At 69.0% G+C, this 24,198-nt stretch carries 22 protein-coding genes; 9 read left to right on the top strand and 13 right to left on the bottom strand.

From position 1 onward, the window contains the following. Positions 1 to 2 precede the first annotated feature (2 nt). Positions 3 to 959, bottom strand: a complete 957-nt coding sequence (locus WA670_RS36945; protein ID WP_238608466.1) for an undecaprenyl-diphosphate phosphatase — start codon at positions 957 to 959, stop codon at positions 3 to 5. 234 nt (positions 960 to 1,193) lie between these two features. Here WA670_RS36945 and WA670_RS36940 point away from each other — a divergent pair, with 234 nt between their 5' ends. Both WA670_RS36940 and pip read left to right on the top strand, forming a co-directional pair. Next, a complete protein-coding gene (locus WA670_RS36940; protein WP_336160892.1) occupies positions 1,194 to 2,168 on the top strand; it encodes a right-handed parallel beta-helix repeat-containing protein in 975 nt (324 codons plus the stop codon). Between the two features lie 96 nt (positions 2,169 to 2,264). Then, positions 2,265 to 3,203, top strand: coding sequence for a prolyl aminopeptidase (gene pip, locus WA670_RS36935; protein ID WP_336160891.1), 939 nt, complete (start codon positions 2,265 to 2,267; stop codon positions 3,201 to 3,203). A 57-nt stretch (positions 3,204 to 3,260) separates the two neighbouring features. On the opposite strand, the gene WA670_RS36930 is transcribed toward pip, so the two are convergent. The 5 genes from WA670_RS36930 to WA670_RS36910 form a co-directional block, all read right to left on the bottom strand. Then, on the bottom strand, positions 3,261 to 4,064 hold the full coding sequence (locus WA670_RS36930; RefSeq protein ID WP_240016164.1) for an ABC transporter permease: 804 nt from the start codon (positions 4,062 to 4,064) through the stop codon (positions 3,261 to 3,263). A gap of 15 nt (positions 4,065 to 4,079) precedes the next feature. After that, on the bottom strand, positions 4,080 to 4,961 hold the full coding sequence (locus tag WA670_RS36925) for an ABC transporter permease (protein ID WP_037815731.1): 882 nt from the start codon (positions 4,959 to 4,961) through the stop codon (positions 4,080 to 4,082). 125 nt (positions 4,962 to 5,086) lie between these two features. Next, positions 5,087 to 6,295: an ABC transporter substrate-binding protein gene (locus WA670_RS36920; RefSeq protein WP_037815733.1), complete on the bottom strand. Its 1,209-nt coding sequence runs from the start codon at positions 6,293 to 6,295 to the stop codon at positions 5,087 to 5,089. Positions 6,296 to 6,321: 26 nt separating this feature from the next. Then, on the bottom strand, positions 6,322 to 7,398 hold the full coding sequence (locus WA670_RS36915; protein WP_037815734.1) for an ABC transporter ATP-binding protein: 1,077 nt from the start codon (positions 7,396 to 7,398) through the stop codon (positions 6,322 to 6,324). A gap of 32 nt (positions 7,399 to 7,430) precedes the next feature. Continuing rightward, positions 7,431 to 8,846 carry a gamma-aminobutyraldehyde dehydrogenase gene (locus tag WA670_RS36910; RefSeq protein WP_037815736.1) on the bottom strand — a complete coding sequence of 472 codons (1,416 nt, stop codon included), beginning with the start codon at positions 8,844 to 8,846 and terminating at the stop codon, positions 7,431 to 7,433. Positions 8,847 to 8,959: 113 nt separating this feature from the next. Here WA670_RS36910 and WA670_RS36905 point away from each other — a divergent pair, with 113 nt between their 5' ends. After that, positions 8,960 to 9,703 (top strand): FadR/GntR family transcriptional regulator, encoded by a 744-nt coding sequence (locus WA670_RS36905; protein ID WP_037815737.1) that lies wholly within the window; start codon positions 8,960 to 8,962, stop codon positions 9,701 to 9,703. A 32-nt stretch (positions 9,704 to 9,735) separates the two neighbouring features. Then, positions 9,736 to 10,476 carry a cache domain-containing protein gene (locus WA670_RS36900; protein ID WP_037816366.1) on the top strand — a complete coding sequence of 247 codons (741 nt, stop codon included), beginning with the start codon at positions 9,736 to 9,738 and terminating at the stop codon, positions 10,474 to 10,476. On the opposite strand, the gene WA670_RS36895 is transcribed toward WA670_RS36900, so the two are convergent. Next, positions 10,466 to 11,884 carry a PucR family transcriptional regulator gene (locus tag WA670_RS36895; protein ID WP_037815739.1) on the bottom strand — a complete coding sequence of 473 codons (1,419 nt, stop codon included), beginning with the start codon at positions 11,882 to 11,884 and terminating at the stop codon, positions 10,466 to 10,468. The genes WA670_RS36900 and WA670_RS36895 overlap by 11 nt on opposite strands. Positions 11,885 to 12,023: 139 nt before the next feature. Here WA670_RS36895 and gabT point away from each other — a divergent pair, with 139 nt between their 5' ends. After that, entirely contained in the window at positions 12,024 to 13,379 is a 1,356-nt protein-coding gene (gabT, locus tag WA670_RS36890; protein WP_037815740.1) for a 4-aminobutyrate--2-oxoglutarate transaminase, read from the top strand. Next, positions 13,376 to 14,803 (top strand): aldehyde dehydrogenase family protein, encoded by a 1,428-nt coding sequence (locus WA670_RS36885; protein ID WP_336160886.1) that lies wholly within the window; start codon positions 13,376 to 13,378, stop codon positions 14,801 to 14,803. The genes gabT and WA670_RS36885 overlap by 4 nt, the downstream gene beginning before the upstream one ends. On the opposite strand, the gene WA670_RS36880 is transcribed toward WA670_RS36885, so the two are convergent. Both WA670_RS36880 and WA670_RS36875 read right to left on the bottom strand, forming a co-directional pair. Next, positions 14,784 to 15,548 carry a helical backbone metal receptor gene (locus tag WA670_RS36880; protein ID WP_336160885.1) on the bottom strand — a complete coding sequence of 255 codons (765 nt, stop codon included), beginning with the start codon at positions 15,546 to 15,548 and terminating at the stop codon, positions 14,784 to 14,786. The two genes, WA670_RS36885 and WA670_RS36880, sit on opposite strands and share 20 nt — an antisense overlap. Further along, complete coding sequence (locus tag WA670_RS36875; protein ID WP_370318218.1) at positions 15,545 to 16,963, bottom strand: RNB domain-containing ribonuclease; 1,419 nt, start codon at positions 16,961 to 16,963, stop codon at positions 15,545 to 15,547. The genes WA670_RS36880 and WA670_RS36875 overlap by 4 nt, the downstream gene beginning before the upstream one ends. 113 nt (positions 16,964 to 17,076) lie before the next feature. Between WA670_RS36875 and WA670_RS36870 the strand changes: the two genes are divergently transcribed. The 3 genes from WA670_RS36870 to WA670_RS36860 are packed head-to-tail and all read left to right on the top strand — an operon-like array spanning position 17,077 to position 20,031. After that, positions 17,077 to 18,036, top strand: a complete 960-nt coding sequence (locus tag WA670_RS36870; protein WP_037815745.1) for an ATP-binding protein — start codon at positions 17,077 to 17,079, stop codon at positions 18,034 to 18,036. Between the two features lie 58 nt (positions 18,037 to 18,094). Beyond that, entirely contained in the window at positions 18,095 to 19,240 is a 1,146-nt protein-coding gene (locus WA670_RS36865) for an SMI1/KNR4 family protein (protein WP_336160882.1), read from the top strand. After that, entirely contained in the window at positions 19,237 to 20,031 is a 795-nt protein-coding gene (locus tag WA670_RS36860; protein WP_336160880.1) for a hypothetical protein, read from the top strand. The genes WA670_RS36865 and WA670_RS36860 overlap by 4 nt, the downstream gene beginning before the upstream one ends. Before the next feature lie 145 nt (positions 20,032 to 20,176). On the opposite strand, the gene WA670_RS36855 is transcribed toward WA670_RS36860, so the two are convergent. The 4 genes from WA670_RS36855 to WA670_RS36840 all read right to left on the bottom strand — a co-directional run bounded on the left by WA670_RS36855 (position 20,177) and on the right by WA670_RS36840 (position 24,197). Further along, positions 20,177 to 20,374, bottom strand: coding sequence for a hypothetical protein (locus tag WA670_RS36855; protein ID WP_037815747.1), 198 nt, complete (start codon positions 20,372 to 20,374; stop codon positions 20,177 to 20,179). 24 nt (positions 20,375 to 20,398) lie between these two features. Continuing rightward, positions 20,399 to 20,683 carry a hypothetical protein gene (locus tag WA670_RS36850; protein WP_167754405.1) on the bottom strand — a complete coding sequence of 95 codons (285 nt, stop codon included), beginning with the start codon at positions 20,681 to 20,683 and terminating at the stop codon, positions 20,399 to 20,401. 1,913 nt (positions 20,684 to 22,596) lie between these two features. Beyond that, complete coding sequence (locus tag WA670_RS36845) at positions 22,597 to 23,595, bottom strand: C40 family peptidase (protein ID WP_037815749.1); 999 nt, start codon at positions 23,593 to 23,595, stop codon at positions 22,597 to 22,599. Positions 23,596 to 23,597: 2 nt separating this feature from the next. Next, on the bottom strand, positions 23,598 to 24,197 hold the full coding sequence (locus WA670_RS36840) for a hypothetical protein (protein WP_336160878.1): 600 nt from the start codon (positions 24,195 to 24,197) through the stop codon (positions 23,598 to 23,600). Between the last annotated feature and the right edge of the window lies 1 nt (position 24,198).

The raw sequence follows: 24,198 nt of genomic DNA, 5'->3' as shown, positions 1-24,198 counted from the left end.
CCTTACGCCGCCCCTGACACCGTGAAGAAGATCAGGCTGCCGATTCCGGCGACCGCGCAGTAGATGGCGAAGGGGGTCAAGGTGCGCGTTTCAAAGTATTTCGTCAGAAAACGGACAGAAATGTAGGACGCCGCGAACGCGACCACGCTGCCCACCAACGCCGGCCCGAGCGACGGCTTGTTCTCCGGCGTGAACAGCGACGGCATCTTCAGCGCGCCGGCGGCGAGGATCACCGGAGTCGCCAGCAGCCAGGCGAACCGGGCGGCGTCCTCGTGGTCGAGCCCGCGCCGCAGCCCGGCCACCATGGTGATGCCGGAGCGGCTGATTCCGGGCAGCAGAGCCAAAATCTGCGCCGAACCGATGAGCACGGCCTCTTTCACGCTCAGTTTGGACAACCGGAGGTCGGTGGCTTCGTCGACGGTCACCGCGCGCATCACCATCGTCTCCTCGGCGCTGAAGTCGATCGTCTCCTCCTCGCGCGCGACCCGCGCGACCTCCGGCTTCGGCTTCCGGGAGAACTTCTCCGCGGCGTAGAGCACGCCGCCGTTGAGCGCGAGAAAGATCGCCGACGGCACCGGTTTGCCGAGGACGTCGCGCAGCAGGCTTTCCAGCAGCAGCCCGGCGATCCCGACCGGGATCGTGGCGAGGATGAGCAGCCACGCGAGCCGCTGGTCGGCCGTGCGGACCTCGCGATCGCGGACCGACGTCCACAGGCCGGTGACGATGCGCACCCAGTCGCGCCGGAAGAAGAGGATCAGCGCGATCGCGGTGGCGACGTGCATCGCCACCAGCACGGCGAGATACGGCGAATCCTTCCCGATGCTCAGGTCGCGTCCCCAGCTTCCGCCGACGAGCGCGGGCAACAGGACGCTGTGCCCGAGACTGGACACCGGAAACAATTCCGACACGCCTTGCAAAGCGCCGACGACAATGGACTCGAGGTAGCTGACCGCGGACATTCACGAAGCCTTTCTCGCCGCAGTTCGGGCATTCCGCGGAAAAGCTACCGAGGATCGGGTTAACTCCGAGCAAGCCGGGCGGGAACAGACGCAGCCGACACTTTCCGGCCACGCTTTGTTCATCCCGTTCACATCCATGAACATCAATCATGTACTTGACCAGTGTTCTCTCGATGTCTTAGCGTGAGCGCACGCCGCATCCGAAGTCATCGAGCCTCGACGAGGAGGGTTGGAATGCGCGTCCGCGACCGAGTTCTGGCAGTCACTGCCGGGGCCGCAGCACTGCTCGCACTCGCCACGCCCGCGGCGTCCGCCGGGACCGTCCCGGTCAAGAACTCCGCCGAGCTGAAGACGGCGCTGGCCTCGGCCAAGCCGGGTACCACGATCCAGCTGGCCGCGAACACCACTTACACCGGCAACTTCAAGGCCGCCGCCAGCGGCACCGCGAACGGGCGCATCACGCTCACCGGCCCGCGCAGCGCGGTCGTGCAGGCGTCCGGCGGCCGCACCATCGAGCTGACCGGCAGCTACTGGACGCTGTCCGGGTTCACCGTCACCGGCGGCCAGAAGGGCGTGATGGCGCTCGGCGTCAACCACACGCTGGTCGACGGGCTCAAGGTGACCGGCATCGGCAACGAGGGCATCCACTTCCAGCACGGCAGCAGCGACAACGTCGTGCAGAACTCCGAAATCTCCGACACCGGCAAGGAAAACGGCGGGTTCGGCGAGGGCATCTACTTCGGTTCGGCCAAGAGCAACTGGCCGGACGGGCAGCCCGATCACAGCGACCGCAACAAGGCGATCGGCAACAAGATCGGGCCGAACGTGCGCGCGGAGTCGATCGACGTCAAGGAAGGCACCACCGGCGGCGAACTGCGCGGCAACACCTTCGACGGCACCGGGCAGAGCGGCGAGAACTACGCCGACAGCTGGGTCGACGTGAAGGGCAACGGGTACCTGGTCACCGGCAACAAGGGCTGCAAGGTCTTCGTGCACGACGCGACCTACGGGTCGTTCGAGGTCCACGTGCAGCTCGACGGCTGGGGCCAGAACAACACCTTCTCCGACAACACCGCGGACGTGCAGGCGCCCTCGGCCTACGGTTTCTACGTGGTCAAGGCGGCCACCGGGAACAAGGTCTGCGCCAGCAACAAGGTGACGAACGCCGGGAAGGGCTTCGCGAACGTAGCCGCGACACCAGGCTGCTGACCGCGATCACAGACGGGGGCCCGCTCAGCCCGGCGGCGGGGGCGGGCCCCCACCCTGCTTTTGAGATGCCGGGAGCTTTCGGGAAGAGTGCCCGGTATGGACGAGCTCTACCCGCCGGCCCCGGTGCGCGCCGACGGAATGCTGGACGTCGGCGACGGGCACCGGATCTACTGCCAGGAGGCCGGGAACCCGCAGGGGAAACCGGTGGTGGTGCTGCACGGCGGGCCCGGAAGCGGCATCGCCCCGATGACCCGGCGGCACTTCGACCCCGAGGCGTACCGGATCATCCTGTTCGACCAGCGCGGCGCCGGCCGCAGCACGCCCAACGCGGGCGACGACCTGTCGGCGAACACGTTGTGGCACTTGGTGTCCGACATGGAGCTGCTGCGCGAACGGCTGAACATCGAACGCTGGCAGCTGTTCGGCGGGTCGTGGGGCTCGACGCTTGCCCTGGCGTATGCGGAAACCCATCCGTCGCGGGTGTCCGAGATGGTGCTGCGCGGGATTTTCACCGTGCGGCAGCGGGAACTGGACTGGCTTTACCGCGGTGGCGCGGCGAATCTCTTCCCCGCGGAGTGGGACGCTTTCCTGGAGCCACTGGACAATGTGGACGATCCGCTCGCCGGGTACGCGGAACTGCTCCACTCCCCCGACCGCGCGGTGCGTGAACGGGCCGCGATCGCTTGGAGCGTCTGGGAAGGCGCGACGGTGGCGTTGCTACCGCAACAGTCCTTTGTGAACCAATACGCGAATCCGCAGTTCGCGCTGACGTTCGCTCGCCTTGCGGTGCACTACTTCCAGCATGGCGCGTGGCTCGAAGAAGGCCAGCTGATTCGCGACGCGGGGAAGCTCGCCGGGATCCCGGGCGTGCTGGTGCAGGGGCGTTACGACGCGGTGTGCCCGCCCATCACGGCGTATCAGCTCCACCGCGCCTGGCCCGGTTCAACGCTGAAGCTCACCGAATCCGCGGGACACGCGGTCACCGACCCCGGCATCCTCGCCGCTCTCCGCGAGGCCACCGACAGCTTCCGGTAAAAGCGCGAAAGGGCTCCTTGCGGGATTCCCGCAAGGAGCCCTTCACGGACTTCGGAGCTAGATCCGGCCGCCGCTGGAGCTGTCGCCGCCGGAAAGCCGCTGTGCCAGGTAGACCGGCACCGTCGAGACGATGATCAGTACCGCCGCGACCACGTTGACCACCGGGGCCTGGTTCGGGCGGAACAGGTTGTTGTAGATCCAGATCGGCAGCGTTTCCATGCCGGTGCCGAGGGTGAACGTCGTCACGATGATCTCGTCGAACGACAGCGCGAAGGCGAGCAATCCGCCTGCCAGCAACGCGGATCGCAGCATCGGGAACGTCACCAGGCGGAACGTCGTCATGCCGTCCGCGCCGAGATCCATGGACGCTTCTTCGAGATTCCCGCCCATCCGGCGCAACCGGGCGACGACGTTGTTGAACACCACCACGATGCAGAACGTGGCGTGCGCGACGATCGCCGTCATCAGCCCGAGGTCGAGCCCGAAGATCGTCCGGAACGCGTTGTTCAGCGCGATGCCGGTGACGATGCCGGGCAGCGCGATCGGCAGGATCACCAGCAGCGACAACGAGTTCCGGCCGAAGAACCGGTACTTCTGCAGCGCGAACGCGGCCATCGTGCCGAGCACCAAAGCGATCGCGGTCGCCGAGAGCCCGGCGATGACGCTGGTCCACAAGGCGTGCAGGGCGCCCTCGTTGGTGATCGCCCTGCCCCACCATTCCAGGGTGAAGCTCTTGGGCGGCCAGCCGAACGTGGTGTCGGCGTTCACCGAGTTCAGCAGGACCACCAGCAGCGGGAAATAGATCACCGCGAATCCGATGCCGAGCGCGGTCCACAACAGCACCCGGGCGGGTTTCGACATCCGCACGGCGGTCTCCTAGAGGTTGTCCAGCGCACCGGTGCGACGCACCGCGGCCAGGTAGACGAGCATGATGACGACCGGAACCGTCGCGACGGTCGCGGCGAACGGCAGGTTGTTGGCCGCGCCGATGTTGTCGTACACGACGTTGCCGAGCATCTGCGAGGTGCCGCCGACGATCTTCACCGCGATGTAGTCGCCGAGCGACAGCGAGAAGGTGAAGATCGAACCCGCGACGATCGCCGGGAACGTCAGCGGCAGGATCACCGAACGGAACGTGCGGAACGATTTCGCGCCGAGGTCGCCGGAAGCGTCCACCAGGGATGTCGGAAGCTTTTCCAGGCCCGCGTAGATCGGCAGGATCATGTACGGGAGCCAGAGGTAGGACAGCGTGATCACGGTCGCGGTGACGCCGTATCCCGGCCCGGACAGGCCGAGCGGGTCCAGCAGCCAGTTCAGCACCCCGTTGCCGGACAACAGGGTCCGCCACGCGTAGGCCTTCACCAGGTAGCTCGCCCACAGCGGCGTCATCACCATGATCACCAGCAGCCGCTGCGCCCGCGGCGACGCGAGCTTGGCCATGGCGAACGCCATCGGGAACGCGATCACCGCGTCGATCACCGTCACCAGCAACGCGATGCCGACAGTGCGGAACGTGATCGTGCGATAAACAGAATCACTGAAAAGAGTGACAAAGTTGTCGAAGGACCAGTCGGTGACCACCTTGCCGGTGAAGACGTCGGTGGACCAGAAGGCCGTGATGAAGAGGGCGGCGAGCGCGCCGAGGTAGGCCAGGCCGAGCCAGAGCATCGGCGCGGTGAGGAGAAGTCCGAGGCGCAGCTGGGGTTTGCGGTGGAAGAAAGCCGAGATGCGGTGACTCGGCGGGCTCACGGCGGTCATGTCTTAGCGCTTTCGGGTGCGGAAGGGAGAAAAGCCGGGGGCTGCGGGAACATTGGGGAGGGCCCGCAACCCCCGGCGGGCTCGCGGACGCCGGCGCGGTGGGTACCGGCGTCCGCGAGGGTCGGTCAACCCTTGATCTCGGTCCAGGCCCGGGTCCAGTCGCCGTAGTCCTTGCACTTGACGTCCGTGCGGCCGTCGAGGCACTGCGGGATCGGCGTGGTCCAGTACTGGATCTTGGCGGCGTACGCGGCGTCGTTGGCGTGGTAGGTGTCGCACAGCGACTTGTCCTTGAACTCCGCACAGGCCTTGGAGTTCGCCGGGGCCTCACCGAAGTACTCGGCGACCTGGGCGTTCACCTTCGGGCTCGTGATGTAGTCCATCCACTTGTACGCACACGTCTTGTGCTGCGACTTCGCGGACACCATCCAGGTGTCCGACCAGCCGGTCGCACCCTCGCTCGGCACCGTGGCCGCGATCGGCGCGCCCTCGCTCTTCGCGAGGTTCACCGTCACCTGCCAGGCCGTGCCGATCACGCCGTCGCCGCTCTTGAGCGACTGCGTTTCCTTGAGGTAGTCCGACCAGTACTCCTCGACCAGCGGGCGCTGCTTCTTGAGCAGGTCCGTGGCGGCCTTGAACTGCTTGTCGTCCAGGGCGTACGGGTTCTTGATGCCGAGGTCGGGCTGGTGCGCCATCAGGTACAGCGCGGCGTCGGCGATGTAGATCGGCGAGTCGTAGGCGATGACCTTGCCCTTGAACTGCGACTTCTCGTCGAACATCGGCGACCACGACTTCGGCTCCGGCTGCACCTTGTCGGTGCGGTAGGCCAGGACGTTCGCGCCCCAGCCGTGCGGGATGCCGTAGGCGACGTTGTTGACGCTGTTCCACGACTTGTTCTTGAGGAACGGGTAGATGTCGTTGTAGTTCGGCACGAGCGCGGTGTTGACCGGCTCGACGTCGCCCGAGGCGACCAGGCGCAGCGAGGCGTCGCCGGACGCGGAAACCACGTCGTACTGCCCGGTCTTCATCAGCGTCACGGCCTCGTCGGAGGTGCCGAACGGCTTGACGTTGACCTTGCATCCGGTCTGCTGCTCGAACGGCGTGACCCAGTTGACCTTCGGGTCGTTCGAGCCGTTTTCCGCGTAACCGGGCCACGCGAGCACGTTCAGCTGGCCTTCCGGCTGGCCGAGTTGCGTCAGCGCGTTCAGCTTCGGCGGCGTGAAGCCCTGTGCGCCCGGCGCCGACCCCGCTTTGGAGTCGGAGCCCGAGGTGCCGCAGGCAGCGAGCAGGAGGCTCACGCCGCACAGCCCTGCGAGCAGCGTCTTCCTGTTCTTCATAGCGAGAGAAACCTTCCCGTGAGGAACTAGCCGGCTTCGGGGACCCGGAAACTGTGTTCGCGGCGCCAGCGCAGGCGAACGCGACCGTCGGCGAACTCGGTCGGCTCGCTGGTGTTCTGGCGGACAACGGACAATTGGCCCCCGGCATCGAGCGCGACAGCGTAGCGCACTGTCGACCCGGCATAAACGACATCCGTCACCGAACCGGTCGCGGAGGTCTCGCCGGGGCCCGCCGGAGACGCGAGATCGCCGTCGATGCGGATCTTCTCCGGCCGGATGCTGTACACGCCCGGCCTGCCGATCACCGCCTCCGCGCTGCGCCCGCTGAGCAGGTTCGAGGTGCCCACAAACCCTGCCACGAAAGCGGTTGCCGGGCGTTCGTACACCTCGACCGGAGTACCGACCTGTTCGATGCGGCCCGCGTTGAACACGGCGATCCGGTCGCTCATCGTGAGCGCCTCGTCCTGATCGTGGGTGACGAAGACGAAGGTGATGCCGACCTCGCGCTGGATCTGCTTGAGCTCGACCTGCATGGTCTGGCGCAGCTTGAGGTCAAGTGCGCCAAGGGGTTCGTCCAAAAGCAACACTTTCGGGCGATTCACTAGAGCGCGCGCAAGTGCTACGCGCTGCCGCTGTCCACCGGACATCTGCGACGGTTTGCGGTCGCCGTAGTCCTCCAGCCGCACCGTGCGCAGGGCTTCCTTCGCCCGGTCGCGGCGTTCGGCTTTCGCGACCCGCTTGACTTTCAGGCCGTACTCCACGTTCTGCTGCACCGTCATGTGCGGGAAGAGCGCGTAGTCCTGGAAAACCGTGTTCACGTCGCGGTCGAACGGAGCCAATTGGCTGACGTCCTTGCCTTCGAGTTCGATCGTGCCCGCGGTGGGCAGTTCGAACCCGGCGATCATCCGCAGCACGGTGGTCTTGCCGGAACCGGACGGGCCGAGCATCGAGAAGAACTCGCCGGGCGGGATGTCGAGGTCGACCCCGTCCACGGCGCGCACCTTGTCGAAGTGCTTTTCCAGTCCGGTGAGCCGGATCGCCGGCTGTCCGGTCTGCGGACGCCTTCCCGGCGGCCGGGTCTCGGCGGGGGCTTGATGGGGCATGACAGGCCTTCCGATGGATCTGGTCACGACGGCTACAGCGCACTCATCACGTGTTTGACGCGGGTGTAGTCCTCGAGGCCGTACAGCGAGAGGTCCTTGCCGTAGCCGGACCGCTTGAACCCGCCGTGCGGCATCTCGGCCACAAGCGGAATGTGCGTGTTGATCCACACGCAACCGAAGTCGAGTTTCGCCGAGAACTTCATGGCTCGCTGGTGGTCCTTGGTCCACACCGAGGAGGCGAGGCCGTAGGGAACCCCGTTGGCGTGCTTGAGCGCCTCGTCGTCCTCAGTGAACCGCTGGACCGTGATGACCGGGCCGAAGACCTCGTTCTGGATGATCTCGTCGTCCTGCTGGAGTCCGGAAACCACGGTGGCTTCGTAGAAGTAGCCCTCGTCGCCGGAGCGCCTTCCTCCACAGTGGACAGTCGCGTGCTCCGGCAGCCGGTCGACGAAACCGGCGACCTTTTCCAGCTGCGCGGCGTTGTTGAGCGGGCCGAACGCGACGTCCTCGCCCGTGCCGGTCTTGTTCGCCTCGGCCTGGCGGGCGAGCGCGTTGACGAACGTGTCGTGCACGTCGTCGTGCACCAGCACGCGAGTGGCGGCCGTGCAGTCCTGGCCCGCGTTGAAATACCCGGCCGCGGCAATGGCTTCGGCGGCCGCTTCGAGGTCGGCGTCCGGGAACACGATCACCGGGGCCTTGCCGCCCAGCTCGAGGTGCACGCGCTTGACGTCGTGCGCCGCCGAACCGGCGACCTCGATGCCCGCTCGCACCGAGCCGGTGATCGACACCATCGCCGGGATGTCGTGCTCCACCAACGCCCGTCCGGTGTCGCGGTCGCCGCAGATCACGTTGAACACGCCCGCGGGCAGGTGCTCGCCGCAGATCTCGGCGAGCAGCAGCGTCGAGGCGGGGGTGGTGTCGGATGGCTTGAGCACGATGGTGTTGCCAGCGGCGAGCGCGGGCGCGATCTTCCAGATCGCCATCATCAGCGGGTAGTTCCAGGGCGTCACCTGCGCGCAGACGCCGACCGGCTCGCGGCGGATGAACGACGTGTGGCCTTCCATGTACTCGCCGGCCGAACGGCCTTCGAGCACGCGCGCGGCACCGGCGAAGAAGCGGACCTGGTCGATGACCGCGGGCAGCTCCTCCTCCATGGTCAGCGCGAACGGCTTGCCGGTGTCCTGCGCTTCGACGCGGATGATCTCCTCGCCGCGCGCCTCGAGCGCGTCGGCGATCTTCAGCAGTGCGAGCTGCCGCTGCGCCGGGGTGGTCTCGCGCCAGCTTTCGAACGCTTCCGCGGCGACCTTCAGCGCGCGGTCCACGTCCTCGGCGCCGGCCACCGGCGCGGTGCAGTACGCACGGCCGGTAACCGGGTCGACGATTTCCGCGACCTTTCCGGACAGCGAGTCGACGTAGGTCCCGCCGACGTAGTGCTTCAACTCCTGCACGCGTGCGCCTCCTGACTCTCCGTGGCAGGATGAAACATATAACTCCATATTTCAAATGACAAGGCCCTGGGGCAGGATTGGCTCCAACGGATGCCGAGACGGGTGGACCAACGATGCGCAAGGAGATGTCGAACAGCGCACGACTGGCGATGTTCGCCCCGCTGGAACAGGTGGGGCGCGCGGAGGCGGTCGCGGCGCGGCTGTTCGACGCCATCACGCTCGGTCTCCTCGACGACGCCGAGCAGTTGCCGAGCGAGGCCGAACTCGCCGCGCAGTTCCGCGTCTCCACGGTCACCGTGCGCGAGGCGCTGGCGGTGCTGCGGCAGCAGGGTCTCGTCGAAACGCGGCGCGGACGCGGCGGCGGCAGCTTCGTGCGCACCCCTGACTGGCCCGCGCAGAGTTCGTGGGCCGAACGCCTGCGATTGGTCTCAATGGCTGAACTTCGCGACTTCGGCGACCACTACCTCGCCGTCGCGGGCTCGGCGGCGAAACTCGCCGCGGAACGCAGCACTCCCGAAGATCTCGAACGGCTGCGGCTCACCGCGGAAGACCTCCTCGGCGCGAGCGGCCCCGACGCGACCCGCGCGGAACGGCACTTCCACCTCGAAGTCGCCGCCGCCGCACAGTCCCCTCGGCTCACCAACCAGGAAGTTCAGCTGCAGAGCGAACACGGCGTATTGCTCTGGGCGCCCCTCGGCGACAAGGAAACCTGCCGCGGGTCTTACGCTGAGCACCAGGCGATCGTCTCGGCGATCGCCTCGGCCGACGGCGATCGGGCGCGCGCCTTGACCGAAGAGCACCTTCTCGGCGCGCTTGATCGGCTCGCAGATCTGCACCTGACCCTCGAAACGCCGTAAGCTCCGATGACCCGCATCACGAGGTGAGCATCGTGCCCGACACCCGCACGCTGACCGGCGAAGAGGTAGTGACCCAGGTTTCCTCCCTCGTCGAGGAGATTTTCGCGCGCCTGAAACCGGTTCTGGCCGCCGCCGAGACGCTGCTCGCCGAATCCGGCGAGCTGTCCGCCGATGCGCTGCACACGATCCGGCCGCAGGTCATCGAGGCGCTCGGCGGCCTCGTGGTCGGCGCGGGCTTCGTGAGCGCGCCGAATGTCCTTGCCGATCAAGAACTCGGCTTCGAATGGTGGACCTCCTGCCGTGCCGACGACGGAGCTCCGGAACAGCTGTTCATCAGCCTCGACCCGGAGAGCCCCAATTTTCTCGACTACACGCGGCAATCCTGGTTCACCGTCCCGCGCGACAGCGGGCGGCGGCATGTCAATGGGCCGTACGTGGACTATCTCTGCACCGACGAGTACACGCTCACCTTCACCATTCCCGTCACGCGCGGTGAGGAATTCGCCGGAGTCGTTGGTGCGGACGTGTATGTGCGCGAGTTCGAGCGCACGGTGAGTCGCCGGCTGCGCGCGCTCGGCCGGACCGCCGCGTTGCTCAACGCGCAGGGGCGAGTGATCGTGTCGAACAGCGTGCGGAAGGCGACCGGGTCGCTGGTGCGCGAGATCGACGTGCCTGCCTGGTGGGCATCCGGCGCGGAACCGTATACCGCGCCGGGCGGGATGACGTTGCGGCGGTGCGGGGATTCCCCGATCACGCTGCTGGTCACGACCTGATCTGCAGCGCGAACCACAGTTCCGCGCGGACGCCCGGCGCGTCGAGGTCCCGGCCCAGCAACTCGGCGGCTTTGGTGACCCGGTTGCGCAAGGTGTGCCGGTGCACGCCGAGCTTTGTCGCGGCGAGGTCCCAGTGGCCGTGGTGCTCGAGCCAGCAGCGCAGCGACAGTTCCAGGTCGCCGCGGCCGGTCCGGTCGAACTCCCGTACCGGCGCGAGCAGCTGGTCGGAAAACGCTTGCGCGGCTTGCTGATCGATCAAGCCGAGCAACCCGGCCCCGGCGTGATCGGCGTAGCGCAGCAGCGGCACACGCTGGGTACGCGCTGCCTCGGCCGCTTCTTCCGCCTGCCTCAACGCGGTTGGAAAATCTCCTGTGGACAGTCCACTGTGGAATTCTCCGGTCTCCCCGACGATCGCGGTCACCTCGTCGTTCTCGGCCAGCACGATCAGCTTGTCTCCGCGATGCGCGGCGAACACCTGCCCGGCAAGGGTTTCCAGCCGTTCGTACAGAGTGTTCCGGGCCGCCTTGCTCCCCTTTACCGCCAGCACCGTCCACGGCTCCGCTGGGAGATCCGGTACGACCTCGCGGGCGAGCTCGTCGTGTCCGGCGGCGAGCAGCTCCAGCACACCCGTGTGCAGCTGGGACAGCGAAAGCCGCTGTGCGCGATCTTGTTCCAACGCAAGGGAAAGCAGCGAGACAGCTGTGTTGACGATGTGCTGTCCGGTGCTGTCCAACGGTTCCGCAGTACCGACCGCCAGCGCGCCCCGCGTATGCAGAGTCTGGATGACAACCTCGTCGTCGCCATGAGACACCACGCGCGTGCCCGCGCGGAGACTGGTGACGTCCAGTTCGACGCTGCGCGCTTTGGCCGACGACGCCTCGCGCACGCGTCCGGCGGAGTCGTACAGCACGACCCAGCCGTCGATGAGTCGCGCGAGCCGACGCACCACTCCCCCGGCACCGCTGCGCCCGACCGCGGTACGGGTCAGTTCCTGCTGGGCGCGGCCGATCCGCACTGTCGCGGCGTACTCGTCAGCCGCGACTGAACGGGAGACCGCGCGCGTGATCGCGATGAACGGCGTCTTCCGCGGCACCTCCAGCACTGGCAATCCGACTTCGTCGGCGACTGCCACCAACGCGTCCGGCACCTTCGCGTGGCTCAGCCCGACGCCGAACCCGAGCCCGGCGACGTCCGCGTCGACCAGCCGCCGGATGTAGGGCGCGTACGTCGCGCTGTAGAGCGTCAGACCGGTCGTGAGCAGCAGTTCGCCGCCTTCGAGGAAGACCTGCGGGTCGGTCAGTTCGGTGGGGTGCACCCAGCCGATCGGGCGGTCCAGCCCCGCCTCACCCGCGACCACGCGCAGGCCGAGCGCGGGTTCGGCGGCCAATGCCCGCAGGGTGAGTGCCATAACGGCCAATTGTAGACGTCAAGTTGGACAGAACGGCCAGCTGACGGCGGACGGCGCAGGCCCCATCCTGAGGGCGACCCACCCGAAGCTCGTGAATGCCGGTCCTCCCCGGCACGCACGACCGCGACGTAGGAGCGCCGTGACCACCAGCACCGCCGCCGAGCCGCAGGCTCCGGCACCCCGGCAGCGCAGGCTGCAGACCGAGATCCCCGGGCCCGTCTCCCGCGCGCTGCAGGAGCGCCGCGCGAACGCGGTCGCCGCCGGGGTCGCGTCGACGCTGCCCGCCTACATCACCTCCGCCAGCGGCGGCCTGCTCACTGACGCCGACGGCAACGTGCTGATCGACTTCGGTTCCGGGATCGCGGTGACGAGCGTCGGGCATTCCGCGCCCGAGGTGGTCGACCGGGTGCGCGAGCAGGCGGCGCTGTTCACCCACACCTGTTTCATGGTGACCCCGTACGAGGGTTACGTGGAGGTGTGCGAGGCGCTGGCCGAGCTGACGCCGGGCGACCACGCGAAGAAGTCGGTGCTGTTCAACTCCGGCGCGGAAGCGGTCGAGAACGCGGTGAAGATCGCCCGCACCGCCACCGGTCGCCAGGCCGTCGTGGTGTTCGACCACGCCTACCACGGCCGCACCAACCTGACCATGGGCATGACCGCGAAATCGGTGCCCTACAAGCACGGTTTCGGGCCGTTCGCGCCCGAGGTGTACCGCGTGCCGGGCTCGTACCCGTACCGCGACGGGCTCGCCGGCCCGGAGGCCGCGCGGCAGGCGATCGACCGGATCGAGAAGCAGATCGGCGGCGACCAGGTCGCGGCCGTCGTGCTCGAACCGATCCAGGGCGAGGGCGGGTTCATCGAGCCGGCACCCGGTTTCCTGCCCGCGATTTCGTCGTGGTGCAAGGCGAACGGCGTCGTGTTCGTCGCCGACGAGGTGCAGACCGGTTTCTGCCGCACCGGCAACTGGTTCGCCTCGGAGCACGAGGACGTCGTCCCGGACCTGGTCTGCACGGCCAAGGGCATCGCGGGCGGCCTGCCGCTCGCCGCGGTGACCGGGCGCGCGGACCTGCTCGACGCGGTCGGCCCGGGCGGGCTCGGCGGCACCTACGGCGGCAACCCGATCGCGTGCGCCGCGGCGCTGGGCGCGATCGAGACCATGCGGGGCGAAGGCCTGACGGGTTCCGCGAAGCGCATCGAGGAACTGGTGCTGCCGCGGCTTCGGGCGCTGGCCGAGGAAACCGGCGTGATCGGCGACGTCCGCGGACGCGGCGCGATGCTGGCGGCCGAGTTCGTCAAGCCGGGCACGAACGAGCCCGACGCCGACCGCACCAAGCGCATCGCCGCCGCCTGCCACGCCCAAGGCGTCGTGGTACTGACCTGCGGCACGTACGGCAACGTCGTCCGGCTGCTTCCCCCGCTGTCCCTGTCCAACGAGTTGCTCGACGAAGGCCTCGCCGTTCTCGAGTACGCGATCGCCACGGAGGCCCGCAAGTGACTTTCCCGTTCTGGGTGGCCGGAAAGCCGGTAACCAGCAGCGAAACGACCGTCGTCCGGCATTCGTTCGACGGCTCCGAAGCCGGTTCGCACTACCTGCCCGGACCGTCCGAAGTGGAGACCGCGGTGCAGGCCGCGGCGGACGTCGCCGACGAGTACGCGACGCTGCCCGCGCACGCCCGCGCGGGCGCGCTCGACCACATCTCGCGGCGGCTTTCCGAGCGGACGGAGGAGATCGCGCAGCTGATCACCGCCGAATCGGGCAAGCCGCTGAAGTGGTCGCGCGGCGAGGTCGGCCGTGCGGTGTCGACGTTCCGCTGGGCGTCCGAGGAGGCCCGCCGGTTCTCCGGCGACCTGCAGCGCCTCGACACCGACCCGGGCGGCACCGGACGGCTCGCACTCGTCCGGCGCGTGCCGCGCGGTCCGGTGCTGGGCATCACGCCGTTCAACTTCCCGCTGAACCTGGTGGCGCACAAGGTCGCCCCGGCGATCGCGGTCGGCGCGCCGATCGTGCTCAAGCCGGCCCCGGCGACGCCGCTGACCGCGCTCCTGCTCGGCGAAATCCTTGCCGAGACCGATCTTCCGGCGGGCAGCTGGTCGATCCTGCCGCTGGGCAACGAGGCGACCGCCGAACTGGTCAAGGACCCGCGGCTGCCGGTCGTGTCGTTCACCGGTTCGGTGCCGGTCGGCTGGGCGATCCGCGACAGCGTGCCGCGCAAGCACGTCGCACTGGAGCTCGGCGGCAACGGCGCGGTGCTCGTCTGTCCGGATTGGACTGACCTGGACTTCGCCGCGCAGCGGATCGCGACGTTCGCCATGTACCAGGCGGGACAGTCGTGCATTTCGGTGCAGCGCGTGTACGCGCACGCCGACGTTTACGACGAGTTGCAGAAGAAGGTGCTGGAGCAGGTCGCTGCGCTGCGCACCGGAAACCCGCGCGAGGACGGCGTCGACGTGGGCCCGCTGGTCAACGAAGCCGCCGCGTCGCGAGTCGAAACCTGGGTCACCGACGCGGTTGTCGCAGGCGCCAAGCTGCTGGCCGGCGGCGGCCGTTCGGGTGCGACGGTGGAGCCGACCGTGCTCTCCGAGGTTCCCGAGGACGTTTCGGTGATGGCGGACGAGGTGTTCGGTCCGGTGGTCTCGCTGGTCCGGGTGTCCTCTGTGGACGACGGCGTCGAGCGGATCAACGCGTCCCGCTTCGGTTTGCAGACCGGCGTGTTCACCCGCGACCTGCCGACCGCGTTCGACGTGTCGGCGCGACTCAAGGTCGGCGGCGTGCTGGTCGGCGACGTGCCGAGCTTCCGCGCCGACCAGATGCCTTACGGCGGCGTGAAGGACTCCGGTGTCGGCCGGGAAGGCCCGGCGGCGGCGATGGCGGACTTCACCGAGGAGCGCGTGACTGTCCTTACCGGACTGACTCTCTGAGCGCCGCGTAGGCGTCCACGAGAGACGGTCCGTACCACGTGAGGTAGCGCCCGGAAATCAGTACCGGGCGCATCTCCGGGAAGAAGCCGGGGCCGTCGTCCTGGGTGAACTCGTACGGCTCGTCGGGCAGTACGACCAGGTCGGCCCCGGTCTTCTGGAGTTCTTCCAGCGCGGGCCGGGGATAGCGCTCGGAGTGTCCTGAGTAGACGTTCTCGACCCCGACCCGGCGCAGCACGTCTCCGGCGAAGGTGTCGCGGCCCAGCACGATCCACGGCTTGCGCCACACCGGGATCACCGCGCGGTGCCGCACCGGTGCCACTTCGCGCCACAACTCGTCCGCGGTGTCGAGCCATTCCGGTTCGTCGATGCCGTACACCTGGCCGAAAATCCGCCGCAGCGACCCCAGCGCGGCGGGCACGGACTCCGCCGCGGCCATGACGAACACCGGGATCCCGTTGGCACGCAGGGTTTCCACGTCCTCCGGCCGGTTCTCCTCGGAGTTCGCCAGCACCAGATCCGGTTCGAGCGCCAGCACCCGGTCGAGCTTCGGGTACTTCGACCCGCCGACCCGTTCCACGTCCAGATCCGCCGGATGCGTGCAGTAGTCCGTCGCCCCGACCAGCCGTCCCGGCGCGCTCACCTCGACCGCTTCGGTCAGCGACGGCACCAGCGACACCACGCGCTGCGGCGAGCCCTCGATCGGCACCGGCTCGCCGAGATCATCGACCAGTTCCGCGTTCCTCATACCCGTTCGAACGACACCTTCCGCTGCTCGACGTCCACTTCGGTCAGCCGCACCGCGATCCGCTCGCCCTCCGGGAACTTCTCGCCGGAGCACTTCGCCATCACCGGCGGGTTCTCGACCAGGATCTCCGCGCGCGTCTCGTCCGCGCGCAGCACCACCGCCGTGAACTCGTGACCGACATGCTCTGCGAGTACCCACGCTTCGACCTGATCTATGCACGCGCGCTCGACCCGCGCCGCCAGACTGTCCGAAGCGGACATGTACGCAGGCACCTCGGACAACGCTTCGCGCACCCAGTCCGGCACCTCGCGACCGGCCGTCACCGCCAGGCACACCTCGGTGCCGAACCGGTCGACCAGCCGTCGAATCGGCGCCGTGACGTGCGCGTATGCCCCGCCGATCCCCGCGTGCGTCGTAACCGAGGGCAACTCACCGGCGAAGGCCGTGTACCCCGCGCCGCGCAACAGCCGCGTGGTATCCGCGTACAACGCCATCGAGGCGGGCTGTCCGGGGTCCAAAGTGGACAGGAACTCGGACACCGTCAGCTCGACCGGCCAAGCCAGCCCGACCGCCGTCGCCGACCGGCGCAGCCATTCCACCGCGTCCGGCTCCGGGGACGGCAGCGTCCGCAGCACCCCGATCCCGGCGTCGATCATGATCCGCGCCGCAGCCATCCCGGTCAGCAAAGAGATTTCGGCATTCCACGCGTCGACGACCGTCCGCGGGCGGCGGGCGAGAATCCAGCCGCCGTCGACGTCGCCGCTGATTTCCTGCTCCGGCAACTGCAACTCGACCGCCCCGCGCCGCACCGCGAGACTCCGCCGCAACCGGCCGAGTTCCGGCAGCGCCGCCACCGAGGGATGCGGCCGTCCCGCGTCCAGCGAGGCTTGCACGCCTTCGTAGTCCAACTGCTCGGTCGACCGCACCAGCGCCCGCCGAACCCGGGTGGCGACGATTTCCCCGGCCTCGTCGACGTCGATCGTCCACAGCACCGCCGGCCGCACCTCGCCCGGCAGCAGGCTGGCCGCGCCCTCGGACAGCACCGGCGGGTGCAGCGGGACGTTGCCGTCCGGGAGATACAGCGTCTGCCCGCGCCGCCGCGCCTCGTGATCGAGCGCCCCGCCCGGCGGGACGAACGCCGCCAGGTCCGCGATCGCGTACTGCACCCGGAAGCCGCTGCCGCGCCGCTCGATCACCATCGCCTGGTCGAGGTCCTTGGACCCGGGCGGATCGATCGTGACGAACGGCAGGTCGGTGGCGTCCTCGCGGCCGCCCGCGGACGCGAGCGGATCGAGCACCGCCGTTTCGGCCTCCGCGAGCACCGCGGGCCCGAACGACTCCGGCAGCGCGAACTCCGTCCGGAGACGACCGAAGTCCCCTCCCGACGCTGGTGTCCTCAGCACGAGTGGCGGCACGGTCCAACACTATCCCGCCGAACCGCCGGTGATCGCCCGTTCGGGCGCGGGCCGGTCGGGTGTAGCCTGCCTGGCATTGATAATCGTCTTCATTTTCAGAAGGGGCCGGATCGGTGAAGATCGCGTTCGTCGGCAAGGGCGGCAGCGGGAAAACCACGCTCTCGTCGCTGTTCGTCTCTTATGTGGCCGCTGCGGGCAAACCGGTGCTGGCGATCGACGCCGACATCAACCAGCACCTGGCGGTGGCCCTCGGCGCGACCGAGGAACAGGCGCTGGCGTGGCCGACGCTCGGCGACAACATGCCGCTGATCAAGGAGTACCTGCGCGGCGACAACCCGCGGATCCCGTCGGCCGACGCGATGATCAAAACCACCCCGCCCGGCCGCGGCTCGCGGCTCGTGCGGCCGTTCGAGGACAACCCGATCTTCGACGCCTGCTTCCGCCCACTCGGCGGCGTCCGGCTGGGCGTCACCGGCCAGTTCGACGAGGACGACCTCGGCGTGGCCTGCTACCACTCGAAGGTCGGCGCGGCCGAACTGCTGCTGAACCACCTGGTCGACGGCACGGACGAGTACGTCGTGATGGACATGACCGCGGGTGCCGACGCGTTCGCCTCGGGTCTGTTCACGCGCTTCGACGTGACGTTCCTGGTGTGCGAACCGACCCTGCGCAGCGTTGGTGTTTACCGTCAGTACGCGGATCACGCGCGGGACTTCGGGGTTCACCTGGTCGCGATCGGGAACAAGGTCACCGACGGCGACGACGTCGACTTCCTGACCGAGCAACTGGGTTCGGCACTGCTGGGCTGGATGACGACGTCCGGCCACGTCCGGGCCGCCGAACGCGGCACGACCCGGCCGATCGGCGAACTGGAACCGCGCAACCTGGCGACGCTGGCCGCGATGCAGGACCTGGTCGACACGACACCGCGCGACTGGGCGCGGTACCAGCGCCAGGGCGTGGAGTTCCACCTGCGGAACGCGCGGGCCTGGGGGAACGGACGCGCGGGAACGGATCTGGCGGAGCAGGTGGATCCGGAATTCGTATTGGATCCGGCCTTGGTGATGGGATAACCGCACACCTCGCCGAATCAGCCACCGGGACCGGAGCCGCGCCGCCATAATGCCGCGCATGGACTGGAAACCCTGGCTGTCCCGGTGGAGCGCGGAGTGGATCCAGAGCTCCGAGCCCGCCGATCTCGACCCGCAGGTGCTGCGCGATCGATGGCTCGGCTTCGCCCCGGCGAGCGAGGAGGCGGTCGCGGCGGCAGAGGCACGATTGGGTCTGTCGCTGCCGCCGTCCTACCGGGATTTCCTGCTGACGACAGACGGCTGGCGCGACGCCGGATCGTTCGTCTGGCGCATGCGGGACACCGCCACGCTCGGCTGGCTGCGGGACATCGAGCCGTACTGGGAAGGCTGGGAAGAACTCTCCGAGGAGGAACCGGCCGAGAGCAACAAGTTCAGCCGGGGACTGCTGATCTCGCTCGAGGCCGACGCCGGGATCCTGTTCCTCGACCCGGGCGACGTCGACGAGTCCGGCGAGTGGGCGGCGTACAGCTTGTTCTCCTGGATGGCTGAACCGCCCACCCGGTTCGCGTCGTTCACCGCGTTGATGGAGCGCCTGTACGCCGAGTTCCACCAGATGCGCCGTCCGGAAGGCGAAACTCGCGACTCGTGGGACGCCAAGGTCGAACAGGCCAGGCTCGACGCGCTCGCCGGCGATGCCGACGCTGCCTCGGCGGTTCTCGCTCAGGCCGAGGAATTCGGCCGCGACCGGGCCACGATCCTGCTCGTCCAGTTAGACCTGCTGCTCGGCCGGGAGTACCAGGCCAGCCAGTCGTTCAGCAGGCTGTTGCATCAGGCGCCAGAAGGCTTTTTCGCCGATCCGCTGTTCACCGAGGAATTCCTGCCGTGGCTGTTCGCCGAGCACGCTCGGTCCGCGACGAACTACCGCCACTCGGTACTGCAGACGGCGATGATCGGCGAACGCCCGGAGATCCAGCTCGCCATCGGCGAGGGCCAAGCCCGGCTTCGGCGGGACGGCCCGAACTTCGGCGAGCCAGCGTTCGATCAGCTGGTCAGGAAGGCCCTGGACGACCATGCAGGCGACACGGACGCCTTGTGGCGGGCCGTGCGGGCGGCGATGGAGCACTGGCGGCCGCGAAACGCCGACCACATCGCCCCGGTCGCGCTGCTCGCCGACCCGGCGCTGGCCTCGACACTCACCCCCGAGCGCGGCCGCGCCCTGCTCACCCAACCGCGAGGTGACCGATGAGACCCGTCCCGACCCGGGAAGACGTCGCCATGGAACACATCCTGCGAGCCTGCGGCAGCCCGCACGACTTCCCCGACTTCGCCCTGGAAGCGACCGAAACCCAGACCGACGCGTCCGGCCGGACCATCTGCATCAGGCGGGACGCCTGCCGAACCTGCGGGACCGTGTCGGTAAGCCAATGGCAAGGCCCCTTGCCCGAAGGCCCCGGCCAGATCGCGGTTGTCCGCAGATACGAACGGCCGGAGCCAGGAGACGTCCCCGGCCTCGCCGAGCGCACCCGGCAGGTGACCGACGCCGAGTTCATTGAATTCCTTGCCTCGAACGGCTTCCCCGACGGCATCCCCGAGGACTTCGCCCCGTACCGGCCCGCGACCACGCGCCTCGACTTTGTCCTGCGCGTCCGGGCAGGGCAGTTCATGCTGCTAGACCGAGGCCGTTCGCTCGGCGACATCCTGCCGGTACCGCCGTCCGCCGAATCCGCGAACCTGATCGACGCGGTCCCCGGCGCGGCGCTCTTCTGGCCCCCGATCCACGACGGCGAGCTCCCGTTGACCGTGGTGCTCTGCCCCGCGGATCCGGGCCCCGACCGGTCCTATGCCCGAATCGCGGAGCTGAGCTGCCGCTTTCATTCCGGCCACGTCGTCCTGCGCGAACTGGCCGGACGGGAACGGGAGCTGCCACCGCTGCCCGCCGGACACGGCGACTACCGGCTCCGCTTCCACACCGCGGATTCCGGCTGCCTGCTGCAGTTGTGGGGGCAGCCGCGTACTAAACCGCTCTACCCCGCCTGACCGCCCAGTCAGTCGCCGTCCCAGGCACGGTCGGCGTCGGCTTGCCGGGTGCATTAGCCGCTTCCACACCGCGGACTCCGGCTGCCTGCCGCACCTATGGCGGCAGCCGCGCACCAAACCGCTTTACCCCGCCTGACCAGCCCAGTCAGTCGCCATCCCAAGAACGGTCCGCCGCGTCGGCTTGCCGGGTGCGTTCACGGGCGATGTCGAGCGCGCGGCGGGCCGTGGCCTCGTCCGGGTACGGGCCGAGGAGGTCGACTCCGCGGCTGCGTTCCAGGTGCTCGACTTCGTGGGTGCGGGTGTTGTAGTACCAGCCCTGGTCCGGGTTCGGGTCGTCAGACATGGGTTCAGCCTGACACCTGCCCGCTCACTTGCGCCAGCGGAACGGAACCTCCGTGGGCTGCCCGGTGGGCCCGAAGTCGGCCGGACCGTCGTCCTCGTGGTCGGGATGCTCGTCGAACCACCCGCGAGGATCTCCGACCGGAATGCCGCGGGGCGGGGTCGCCGCGTCGTCCGCCGGGGAGGAAGCACCGTAATCCGGAACCGGCGGTACGGCCGATTCCTTGCCCGGAAAGACCGGCAACTCATCCCGATACGGCCGCACCGGCGGCGGCGTGGAGGTGCCGGTCTCCTGCCCAGGGAAGACAGGCAAGGGCCGCCCGTCCGGCCCGGTCTCAACCGCCCGACGGCGACCGCTGGGCTGCGGGAGCTGGAACGGAGCACCCGAGGTGGGAGGTGCTTGCGGCGGCTGGGCAGGCGGGTTCGCCGACTCCGCGGGTGCGGGAGGTGCAGCCGGGGGCTGTTGCGGTGCAGCAGCAGTGGACGGGATCGCCGACTCCGCGCCGGGCGCGGGAGGAGCCGTCGGCGACTGCTCGGGCATCGGTTGCGCCGCAGCAGGAGCGGGCGAGTTCGCCGACTCCGCGCCGGGCACGGGAGGAGCAGGCTGGTGCTGCACCGGTAGCGGTACAGCAGGAGCAGGCGAGTTCGCTGACTCCGCGCCGGGTGCGGCAGGAGCCGTCGGCGGCTGCTGGGGCACCGGTTGCGCCGCGGCAGGAGCGGGCGAGTTTGCCGATTCGGAGCCGGGTGTGGCAGGAGCCGTCGGCTGCTGCGGTGCAGTAGGCGCAGGCGGGGTCGCCGAATTAGCGCTGGGTGGAGCAGGAGCCGGATCGCTCGCAGGCGGAGTCGGTTGCGAGGCACCAGGCGCGGGCGGAGTCGCTGCCTCCGCGCTGGGCGAGACAGGAGCTGTCGGCGGCTGCTGCGAAGCCGGTTGCGCCTCACCGGACGTGGGCGGAGTAACCGGCTGTTGCGCAGCTGGCTGAGCCGGGGGTTGTGGCGCAGGCATCGGCGGGGTCGCGGGGGCGGGCGGCGAACTCGGGCCGTACTGCTGCGCCCCGGGCTGCGGGATCTGACTTTGCTGGACCGCCGGGTTCTGTCCATGCCACCCGGGAGCGGCCTCATGCCGACCGTGTGGCGGAACCACCGGATTCCCCTGTTGCGGCAACGGTTCCGTCGGGCGGGCAGGCTGACGCGGCTCGTGCACGTACGGCTTCGGCTGCCACGCCTGCCTCGCCTGCAACTGCGGATTGACCGCAGGCTTCGCGGGCGGCGGCACCGAGGACGGAACGCTGGTGTCGGGCGGCGGCACCGGCGGAGCGGCAGGCGGAGCCGGAGCCTCAACAGCGGGGCTGGGCTGAGGTGTCTCGTCCGCAGCAACCGTCTCCGGACCAGCAGCTTCCGAGGCCTGCTCAGCAGGCGAAACCGCCTGTTCCGCCGCGGAAGGAGCCGGAGCCGAACCCCCATGAGCGTCTGACGGGCGTATAGCCGCCGGAGCGGACTTCGTCGGCGATTCATCCCCCACCGGCCCCTGAGGCGCCGAAGATCGCCAAACCGGCGCCGGTCCGATGTTCATCGGTACCGCCGCGGCCAGCGGGCCTACCGGGGGCGCCTCGCCTGAAGGCACCGGGCCAGCGGCAGCCGGGCGCGGGATCGGGTCCAGGCAGGACACCAGAACCGTCGTCCGATCGGGGTCCTGGACCTTCCGGCCGCTCCGTTCCCGGTAGACCATCTCCCCCTCGGCGTCCATCTCCACCAGGTAACCCGCCTCCGCGAGCTGCTCCTCGTCGAGATCCACCAAGCGCTCGTAGCGGGACGGAACCACCCGGTACACCGGCCACGACAACCGTGCGTGTTCGGCGTGGAACTGGGCCAGCAAAGCCGCCATCTGCTGTTGCCACGGGAGCGACATGCTCTCGGCCAGGGAACGCGGCAGGACGACGTACCCGCCGTCGACGCCGGGCATTCCCTGGTTCAGCAGGTCCGCCAACGGGGTGCTGGACGCGGGGTGCGCGGACTGGCGCGGCGGCTGCGGTGCGCCGAACAGCGCCGCCGGGTCCTGGGGCTCGCTTTGGCCGGTCTTGCCTCGCTTGCCGAATTTCCGTGCCACGTGTGCCATCCTCTGCCAGCGCGCGGCCACGTGCTCGTGGACAGGCCGCGACTTCGGGGTGAATCCGGACCCGCGGTACTGGGCAACCCGCGGGTCAAGAGCCGGTGCCTCCCGCACCCATGCTAGACGCCGGGGCGCACCGCCTGCGGCACGACTTCGTGCTCGTCGAACGAGAACGGGCGCACGTGCACCGGCACGCCGGTCTGCTGGGCCTCGACGATCTTGCCGTCTCCCAGGTACATCGCGACGTGGTGGATGGTCGTCGGGTCGGCCGGGTCGGTGGCGAGGAAAATCAGGTCGCCGGGCTGCGCGTCGCGCACCGGCAGCATCGCGCCCGCCTTGTACTGGTCCTTCGACACGCGCGGCAGGATCACGCCCGCCGACTCGTAGGCGCGCAGCATCAGGCCGGAACAGTCATAGGAATCCGGGCCGGTCGCGCCCCAGATGTAAGGCTTGCCCTGCTCGCCGAGCGCGAACTTGATCGCCTGCGCCGCGGCCTGGCTCGGCGGCAGCGCGGCTCCCATGCCCTGCCCGCAGCCCACCACGTCGGCGATCTGGCCCATGTTCTGCACCAGCGCGGCCGCCATGGCCTCCCAGCGGTGGTACCGGTCCGGGAAACCGGACCGCTCGACCCGCTGCGCGGCGTCGCCGGGGCGCAGGTTCTCCCAGTCCGGGACGCCGAGCAGGACGTCGAAGAATTTGTTGATCGCGTAGTTCGGGTCGGTGACCTGGGCGGCGCTGCCCCAGTTCATCGACGGGCGCATCTGGAAGATGCCGAGCGAATCGCGGTCGCCGTAGTTCACGTTGTGCAGCCGCGATTCGGTCATCCCGGCCTGGATCGCGACCTGCCACGCCCGCGGCGCGAGGCTGCGCTGCTTGCCGATCGAGATGATCAGCGAAACCGTGTTGCGCGACTCCTGGTCGAGTTCCGCGGCGTCCGCCCCGCCCTGCTCCGGCTGGCCGGGCTGGGTGGGGCCGATCGCGGCGTCGCACGAGGTCAGCGCGACCCCGCCGGCCGCCGCCTGCTGCTGGTCGGTCACCGCCTTCTGCACGACGTTGGTGGTGAGCACCGTGGCGAAAACGGCGGCGATCACCACCGAGACGAGAATGGCCAGCTTCACGGTCAGCTCGCCTGGTCATAGTCCGACACTCGCCATCCCGCCGCGGTTTTGACCACGGTGATGCTGAGTTTCGGACCGTCGGTGGGGACCACGACCTTGACCGAACTGGAGTAGGACTGCGCGACCGTCGGATCGCCGGTGACCTTGGTCGCCGGGATGTTCGCGGGGTCCACAGTGGACATAATCGGGAGGTACTCGTCGGTGGTGAGCGCGCGCATCCCGTTGAGCCAGTCGGCGTTCGAGATGCCCGCCGGATGATGCACCCACGCCGTCGCCCACTGTTTCGCGACGGTCAGCGCCTGCGGGTTCGGCGCCGCCGACGACGGGGTGACCAGCGGCTGCGACAACCGGGTCGGCAGGGTTTCCGTGCTCGGCACCGGGGCCGCGACGCCGGTGTGCGGCCCGGCCGACGAATTCGGCGGAGCCGTTCCCGGATGCGCGGACGCCGGTTTGCCCAGGAGCTTGGGCAGGCCGACGCCCAGCGCGGTGATCACCACGGCGAGGAACACCAGCGTGCCCACGAGATGCCGGGGCGAGCGGAGCGGAAACCCCCACAGGCGGCGGTAGACCGCGGTCCGGCCGCGGTTGGTGCGGATCGGCATC

It is taken from the genome of Amycolatopsis sp. VC5-11 (assembly GCF_037034185.1).
Taxonomy (GTDB): Bacteria; Actinomycetota; Actinomycetes; order Mycobacteriales; family Pseudonocardiaceae; genus Amycolatopsis; species Amycolatopsis nivea.
Note: the sequence above shows the minus strand (reverse complement) of the source record. Positions and strands in the feature narration are given on the sequence as shown.

What these genes read in the sequence shown, in the direction of transcription:
- WA670_RS36945 (WP_238608466.1), bottom strand. Translation starts at nt 959, where the DNA reads ATGTCCGCGGTCAGCTACCTCGAGTCCATTGTCGTCGGCGCTTTGCAA.
- WA670_RS36940 (WP_336160892.1), top strand. Translation starts at nt 1,194, where the DNA reads ATGCGCGTCCGCGACCGAGTTCTGGCAGTCACTGCCGGGGCCGCAGCA.
- pip (WP_336160891.1), top strand. Translation starts at nt 2,265, where the DNA reads ATGGACGAGCTCTACCCGCCGGCCCCGGTGCGCGCCGACGGAATGCTG.
- WA670_RS36930 (WP_240016164.1), bottom strand. Translation starts at nt 4,064, where the DNA reads ATGTCGAAACCCGCCCGGGTGCTGTTGTGGACCGCGCTCGGCATCGGA.
- WA670_RS36925 (WP_037815731.1), bottom strand. Translation starts at nt 4,961, where the DNA reads ATGACCGCCGTGAGCCCGCCGAGTCACCGCATCTCGGCTTTCTTCCAC.
- WA670_RS36920 (WP_037815733.1), bottom strand. Translation starts at nt 6,295, where the DNA reads ATGAAGAACAGGAAGACGCTGCTCGCAGGGCTGTGCGGCGTGAGCCTC.
- WA670_RS36915 (WP_037815734.1), bottom strand. Translation starts at nt 7,398, where the DNA reads ATGCCCCATCAAGCCCCCGCCGAGACCCGGCCGCCGGGAAGGCGTCCG.
- WA670_RS36905 (WP_037815737.1), top strand. Translation starts at nt 8,960, where the DNA reads ATGCGCAAGGAGATGTCGAACAGCGCACGACTGGCGATGTTCGCCCCG.
- WA670_RS36895 (WP_037815739.1), bottom strand. Translation starts at nt 11,884, where the DNA reads ATGGCACTCACCCTGCGGGCATTGGCCGCCGAACCCGCGCTCGGCCTG.
- WA670_RS36880 (WP_336160885.1), bottom strand. Translation starts at nt 15,548, where the DNA reads ATGAGGAACGCGGAACTGGTCGATGATCTCGGCGAGCCGGTGCCGATC.
- WA670_RS36865 (WP_336160882.1), top strand. Translation starts at nt 18,095, where the DNA reads ATGGACTGGAAACCCTGGCTGTCCCGGTGGAGCGCGGAGTGGATCCAG.
- WA670_RS36860 (WP_336160880.1), top strand. Translation starts at nt 19,237, where the DNA reads ATGAGACCCGTCCCGACCCGGGAAGACGTCGCCATGGAACACATCCTG.
- WA670_RS36855 (WP_037815747.1), bottom strand. Translation starts at nt 20,374, where the DNA reads ATGTCTGACGACCCGAACCCGGACCAGGGCTGGTACTACAACACCCGC.
- WA670_RS36840 (WP_336160878.1), bottom strand. Translation starts at nt 24,197, where the DNA reads ATGCCGATCCGCACCAACCGCGGCCGGACCGCGGTCTACCGCCGCCTG.